Origin of the sequence: Achromobacter agilis (genome assembly GCF_900496965.1) — a bacterium.
GTDB lineage: Bacteria > Pseudomonadota > Gammaproteobacteria > Burkholderiales > Burkholderiaceae_B > Achromobacter > Achromobacter agilis.
The window spans coordinates 135,712-142,443 of sequence record NZ_UFQB01000017.1 but is presented as its reverse complement, the minus strand read 5'-3'; the positions used below and the strand labels follow the sequence as shown (position 1 = coordinate 142,443).

The following is a 6,732-nucleotide window of genomic DNA, read 5'->3' as shown; positions in this document are numbered from 1 at the left end:
CACGGCGGCCGGCGGCGGGCTCCCCGCGGGCGCGGCCTTGGCGCCCGGCGCGAGCGTGCCGGCGGCCGCCGGATTCAGCGTATCGGCCGGCGCATCCGGCGATACGGCCGGATCGGCCGGCACGAGCTTGGGCTGCGCCTTCGCGCGGCCCGCCGCCGGAGCCTGGGGCGCCGAGGCCGCCTGCGCGTCCGGCAGGAAGCGCTGGAGCAGCTGGAAGAATCCGTCGTAGAACTGGGGACGCGCCACAGTCTGGCTGGCCGTCTTCACCAGCGAATCGTCGCTGGCGCCGAATGGCATGGACACCTGCCCCAGCACGCTCACACCCACGCTGGCCGAATTGGCGGTGCGCTTGATTGAATAGCGGTCTTGCACCGCGTTGGCGAACACCGTGGCGCGCTCGTTCGAGCTGCCGTCGGACGCGCATTCGATGTTGAAGCTGATCTGCGTGTGGTCCCCGTCTTCGCCCTGGAAGTTCTTGTGCCCGGTCACCCGCGCGGACTCGAACCGGTCGATCAAGTAACCCTGGCTCAGCAAGGCGCGGCGGCCGGCGTCGCAGGCGGAGGCGCTGCTGGCGGAAACGGTGCGGGAATAGGTGTCGCTCTGGGAGAAGTCTTCTTTCTCGAACGCGGGTTTGGGAGACGAACATCCCGTCACGAGGCCCGTCAGGACGGCGAGCAGCAGAACAGGGGAACGGCGAAAGAAACGGGGCATGTATCGGGGCCCGGCCGGAAGCGGTGAAAGAACTGGCTGCGTGACAGCAGGCTCCGCCGCCCCGCAAGGGGCAGTAATGCGTAAAGATCCGGTTATAGCGCATCCCCCCGGGCGATTCCTTTACGAGGAATGTACAGTTCAACGGAGAGGTAACAAGGGAAATGGGGACGCACTTTCCGCCATGCGCGCCCCGGAAACCGCCGATCAGGGCCTGGGCAAGCGCCTGAGCCAGCTGTCCCATGAGTCGATTTGCAGGGGGATGGAAAACGTCCGCTCGTAGCCGTGGCGTTTCTTGCTTTCGGCCAGATCATCGTTGGACCGCCCCCCAATGACCACGCAGCGTACGTTCACGTCCTTCTGCGGATCCACCGCGAGCCGGCCGTGCGCGCCGGCGAACGCGTTGTAGCGCGGCGTGCCGTCCTCGACCTCGCTGCGGATCGCGTGCATGCGCTGCCGGAAGCCCTCGTAGTCCTGGAACGCGGCACACACCCTGTCGCGGATCTGGTCAGCCGCCTCTTCGATCTTGCTGGCGAACTTGCCATAGCCGGTCTGGTTGAGCAGGTTGAAATCCGCGCCCTTGATTTCGATGAAGGTCACGTCCATGCGGGACCGGCCGGAAAACACCGCGAAATCCACTTTGCCGCCATCCAGCGGAAACTCGGAGAAACAAAGGTATTCGTCCCGGCTGCCATAGATTTCGCCGAAAACGGACAGATCGGCCTTCAGCAGGCGCTGCAGCCCTCTTTCGCCGACGCCGGCCTCCACCAGTTCCTGGATGGAACGCCGCGGCAGCATCCCGGCCTCGATCTCCGCCTGGCGCGACAGCACGACCGGGCTCTTCAAATGGGCGAAGTCCAGGAACGGATCGATCCGCTGGCGGATCTGGGCGATCTCGCGCAGCAGGCGTTCCTGCCGGATGGACGACGCATCCAGTTCGTCGTCCTCGCACCCCAGGGCCTCGCGGACCCATTGCCGCCCGACGGCGCACCATGCGGCACAGCCGGACGCGTCGAAGGTCACCACGTCGAACGTCTCCTGGCCCCGCCCGTCTTCCCTGGGATAGTGCTCGATGTAACCCGCGCTCTCCGGCACCAGCCCTTTGTGCACCAGCGCGCGCTTGAGCGCTTCGATGGAGTTGGTGACCGAAGCGCCCTGGTGGCGGACCTCCAGGTCGCTCAGCAGGACATGCGCCTCGTGCCGCGCGTTCACGAAAACGCGGACGCGGCAGGCTGCCGGCATGCGGCTGAGCTGCTCCGCTTCGTAATCGAAAATGAAATCGCTGATCTTCATGCCGCCCTGCCTCCGGGTCCGTTGAAACTGGGACTAACCCTTGGTCTCATTCCATGGAATTTTGGCTATTCTCTCCCAGTCGATCCAAAACCCCGCAGAAGAGACCTGCCCCGCTGCAGGCGCCGACGGAGCAACCGCCCCGGAAACTCTCAGGCAACCAAGACTGCGCGGTCTAGACAATCTGGAGAGAGGCGCCAGGCGCGCCCACCGAAGGGGAACCCGCCGCCGTCCGCGCGGCGGTGAAGCTCTCAGGTACAGAGACAGATGGGGTGCTGCGGCCGGGTGGCCGCGGCCACACTACTCTGGAGCGACCATGCCCCGCATCGCCATCATCGGCGCCGGCATCACCGGCGTCACGTCCGCCTATGCCCTGAGCAAACAGGGATACGAAGTCACCGTCTACGACCGCCAGCGCTATCCGGCCATGGAAACGTCCTACGCCAACGGCGGCCAGCTATCGGCCAGCAACGCCGAGGTCTGGAACAGCGTGTCCACCATCACGAAGGGCCTGCGCTGGCTCGGGCGCAACAACGCACCCCTGCTGCTCAACCCCCGGTTCAGCTGGCACAAGTATTCCTGGCTGGCGCAATTCATCGGGCAGATCCGCCACTACCGCCAGAACACCATCGACACCACGCGCCTGGCCATCGAAGCGCGCCAGCATCTGTACGCGATGGCCGAAGAGGAAGGCATCGACTTCGACCTGGAGCGCCGCGGCATCCTGCACATCTACCACGACGCCGCCAGTTTCGAGGCCGCGCGCCGCGCCAACGCGCTGCTGCAGAAAGGCGGGCTGGAACGCTACGCGGTGACCGCCGCCGAAGCGCGCGGCATCGAGCCCGCCTTGCAGACGCCCTGCCATGGCGGCTTCTACACGCCTTCGGACGCCACCGGCGACATCCACAAATTCACGAGCGGCCTGGCGCGCGCCTGCGAACGCCGGGGCGTGCGCTTCGTGCTGGACGCCGACATCCAGGACATCGTCCACGAGCGGGGCGCCTACCTGCTGGACGTCGCGGGCGAAGGCGGCGCGCGGCCGGGCCAGCGCGAATCCGCCGACGCCATCGTCATCTGCGCCGGGGCCGCCAGCCGGCAGTTCGCCAAGCGGCTGGGCGACTCGCTCAACATCTACCCGGTCAAAGGCTATTCCATCAGCGTGCACCTGGACGACGAGGCAAGCCGCGCCGCCGCGCCCAGCGTGAGCCTGCTCGACGAAGCCGCCAAGATCGTCACCAGCCGGTTGGGCGACCGGTTCCGCGTCGCGGGCACGGCCGAGTTCAACGGCTTCAACATGGACATCCGGGCCGAACGCGTGCAGCCGCTCGTGGACTGGACCCGCAAGCATTTCCCCGGCATCCGCACATCGCGCGTGGTGCCCTGGTGCGGGCTGCGCCCGATGACGCCGAACATGATGCCCAGGGTCGGCCCCGGCAAGCGGCCGGGGGTGTTCTACAACACGGGCCATGGGCACCTGGGATGGACGCTCTCCGCCGCGACCGCGCAGATGCTCGCCGCCAGCGTGAAAGCGGCCGTGGCGCCCGCTTGAAGGCCGCGGCGCTCAATGCGCCGCGACCGCCTCCCTGCTGTCCCGCGCGGCCGCGTGCGCTGCCGCGCCGTCCGCGCCGCGCGAGCAGGCGTCCTTCCAGACCTGCCCATCCTTCATCACCAGGAGGATCCGGTCCGGATCGACCAGCAGGGACAAATCCTCCAGCGGATTGCCGTCGACCATGACGATGTCCGCCAGATAGCCGGCGCGGAGCATGCCCAGCTCGTCCGGCCGCTGCATGATCTGGCCGCCCAGCCGGGTTGCCGACACCAGCGCCTCGGTGGGCGTCATGCCGATGTAGTCGACGAAATACTGGAGGTCGGTGGCGTTGGTGCCATGCGGCATCCATGCGAAGCCGTAGTCGCCGCCCGGCAGAATCCGGATGCCGCGCTCGCGCATCTTGCGCAGCGACTCCGAGGCAATCTCGAGCTCGCGCTTGTAACCCATCTTTTCGGCGACGGCGGGCGTGATGCCGTAGTCGGAGGCGTTGAAGGCAGTCCTAACCAGCCAGCCGATGCCCGGCGCGACGAAGTGCCTGTCCTTGTTGGCCTCCAGCATATCGAGCGCCTCCTCGTCCGCGAAGCTGGCGTGATAGATCATCTCGATGCCGTGCCGCACGCATTGCTTGACCGATTCGCTCGAGCGCGCGTGCGCCGCGACCCGCTTTCCAAACCGCTTGGCTTCGCTGGCCAGCATGGCGATCTCGTCCTCCGCGAACGGCGACATCTCGGCCGGCAGCCCGGCAATGTATTCACCCGACAGATTGATCTTCAGGTGATCGACCCCGTACTTGATGAAGGTGCGCGCCGACCGCCTGATCTCTTCGGGGCCGCTGCAAACGCTGCCGAAGCTGAGTTCAGCGAACGGCATATGCGGCAGCGAGTTATCGCCCAGCGCGCCGATCGTCGTGATCTCCTGGCTGCCCGCCAGATAGCGCGGTCCGGGGCATTCCCCCGCATTGATGGCGTTGCGCAGCACCACGTCCAGGCGCGGCTTGGCCGCGGCCGCGCCGATGGCCGAGGTCCAGCCCATTTCCAGATAGCGCTTGGCCACGCGCACGCACCAGAGTATGTGCTCCTCCGGCGGCATGAACTGGATCGCGGCAAGCGAGGGCTGATCGTTCCATGAAAAATGCGTGTGCGCCTCGGTCATCCCCGGCATCAGGAAACGGCCCCGGCCGTCGATGACGCGCGCGCCCTCTTTGTTCACCTGCTGGGGCGCGCGCGCAACCTCGACGATGCGCGTGCCGTCGATCAGTACCTCGCCCTGGAAGGGCGCCTCGCCGCTGCCATCGAAGACGGCGGCGTTGGTGATGGCAATTCTGGACATGACAAGTCTCCTCCGGCCCGCATGGCGGGCCGATTTTCTTATGTTGAAACGCCAGGAAAGCGGCGGCTAGCGCAGCGCCGTATAGAACTCCCGCAGGGCCTGCACGCAGGCCTGGGGCTGTTCGTAAGTCGTCCAGTGGCCGCAATCGCCGAACACGATATGGCGGCTTCCCGCGATGCGGGCGGCCAGGGCCTCGACGTTGGCGGGAGGCGCCACGCCGTCCTCGTCGCCGGTCACCAGCAGCGCCGGAACATCGAGCGCCTCCACGGCGGCGGGTTGCGCGCCGGCCAGCGCCTCGCAACTCTGCGCATAGCCTTCCGGCGGCTGCCGCATCACGCTTTCGCGCACCAGCGCCAGCACCGCGGGCTGGTCCTGTTTGGTCCGGGCGCTGGTTGCGCCCTTGACGATGGCGTCCGCGATTTCCTGCATCGCCGCGTCGCCGCCGCGTGCCAACTCCGCACGCGCGCGGATGCCGGCGCGCCCGGCATCGGGCGGCGCGGCGAGCGGCCCGAACAACGCGAGCGACTTCACCCTGCCGGGATGCGCCACGGCGTAGTGCTGGGCCACGACGGTGCCAAGCGAATGCGCGGCGATGTGCAAGGCATCGATTTCCAGCTCCGCCAGCATCCCGGCCAACGCGCCGACGTACGCTTCGATGGACAGCGCGCCTGCCGCCAACGGCGACCGCGCGCTGCCCGGCAGATCCGGCCGGATGACGCGGAAGCCTTCAAAGGCGCCCATCACCGGTGTCCAGGTGTTGGACGAGCCGCCCAGGCCGTGTATGCACAACAGCGCCGGCCCCTGGCCGTCGATTTCCACGGCCAGGCCGTTGACGTAACGGGTGCTCATGATTGTTCCCTGACAAAAGTGTTTTCGATCGCGCCCAGGCCCTCTATCTCCACACGCACCACGTCGCCCGCCGCGAGATAGCGGGGAGGCTGCATGCCCATGCCCACGCCGGCGGGCGTGCCCGTGGCGATCACGTCTCCGGGATACAGCGTGATGCCGCGCGAAATCGTTTCGATCAAGGACGGAATGTCGAAGATCATGTTCTCCGTCGGCCCGTCCTGGCGCAGCTCGCCATTGACCCAGCAGCGCACGCGCGTGCGGGTGCCGTCGAATTCGTCCGCCGTGGCGATCCACGGCCCCATGGGGCAGAACGTGTCGAAAGACTTGCCCATGTCCCATTGCTGGTGCCGCATCTGCACGTCGCGGGCGGTGACGTCGTTGACGACGGTGTAGCCGAAGACGTGGTCCAGGGCCTCGGCGCGGGAGAGGTTCTTGCCGCCCTTGCCGATCACGACCGCCAGCTCGGCTTCGTAGTCGATCTGCGCCGACACGCCATCGGGCAGCAGCACGTCGGCCCGAGGCCCCACCACGCACTCGGGCACTTTGGTGAAGACAATGGGCCAGGACTCGGGATTCGCGTCGTTGTCCTTGAAAACCGACGCCGAGAGTTCCTTGGCGTGGGCATGATAGTTGCGTCCCACGCACCACAGATTGCGGCGCGGCCTGGGCAACGGAGCCAGCAGCGTCACCTCGGCGAGCGGCACCGCTGCTCCCGTTGCGGGCAGCGTACCGCCCGCCGCGAGCAGATCGATCACCGCCTGGGCGCCCAGGCGCTTCTGCGCCGCATCGAACGCCAGGGGCGCCACCGCTACGCCATCCGCCGACACCAGGCCGACCTCCTGGCTGCCGTTCAACATAAAACTGGCAATGCGCACTGCTGTCTCCTTCTTCTACCTGAACAGTCCTCCGGCCGGCCTGCGGCGCGCCGGTAGGTACTCAGCACTTTATAGGCGCGGGCCGCGGCGCGCTTATCGCCGGGTGCGCGGACTTATCGCAGAGTCAGATCT

The 6,732-nt window shown here is 67.2% G+C and carries 6 protein-coding genes and 2 riboswitches; of the genes, 1 reads left to right on the top strand and 5 read right to left on the bottom strand.

Going from position 1 to position 6,732, the window contains the following annotated elements; translation table 11 throughout:
* Positions 1–711: DUF2242 domain-containing protein (locus AGI3411_RS19735; protein WP_129529034.1), on the bottom strand; the 711-nt coding region annotated here is incomplete at its 3' end.
* Between the two features lie 204 nt (positions 712–915).
* Complete coding sequence (locus AGI3411_RS19730) at positions 916–2,001, bottom strand: Shedu immune nuclease family protein (RefSeq protein ID WP_129529033.1); 1,086 nt, start codon at positions 1,999–2,001, stop codon at positions 916–918.
* Between the two features lie 85 nt (positions 2,002–2,086).
* Positions 2,087–2,177, top strand: a riboswitch (glycine riboswitch).
* A 1-nt stretch (position 2,178) separates the two neighbouring features.
* Positions 2,179–2,269: riboswitch (glycine riboswitch) on the top strand.
* 45 nt (positions 2,270–2,314) lie between these two features.
* Here AGI3411_RS19730 and AGI3411_RS19725 point away from each other — a divergent pair.
* Entirely contained in the window at positions 2,315–3,547 is a 1,233-nt protein-coding gene (locus AGI3411_RS19725; RefSeq protein ID WP_129529032.1) for a D-amino acid dehydrogenase, read from the top strand.
* 12 nt (positions 3,548–3,559) lie between these two features.
* Here AGI3411_RS19725 and AGI3411_RS19720 read toward each other — a convergent pair whose 3' ends face one another.
* The 3 genes from AGI3411_RS19720 to AGI3411_RS19710 form a co-directional block, all read right to left on the bottom strand.
* On the bottom strand, positions 3,560–4,876 hold the full coding sequence (locus AGI3411_RS19720) for a metal-dependent hydrolase family protein (protein ID WP_129529031.1): 1,317 nt from the start codon (positions 4,874–4,876) through the stop codon (positions 3,560–3,562).
* Positions 4,877–4,942: 66 nt separating this feature from the next.
* Positions 4,943–5,725 carry an alpha/beta fold hydrolase gene (locus AGI3411_RS19715; RefSeq protein WP_129529030.1) on the bottom strand — a complete coding sequence of 261 codons (783 nt, stop codon included), beginning with the start codon at positions 5,723–5,725 and terminating at the stop codon, positions 4,943–4,945.
* Positions 5,722–6,600 (bottom strand): fumarylacetoacetate hydrolase family protein, encoded by an 879-nt coding sequence (locus tag AGI3411_RS19710; RefSeq protein WP_129529029.1) that lies wholly within the window; start codon positions 6,598–6,600, stop codon positions 5,722–5,724. Before AGI3411_RS19710 ends, AGI3411_RS19715 begins: the two co-directional genes overlap by 4 nt.
* Positions 6,601–6,732 lie beyond the last annotated feature (132 nt).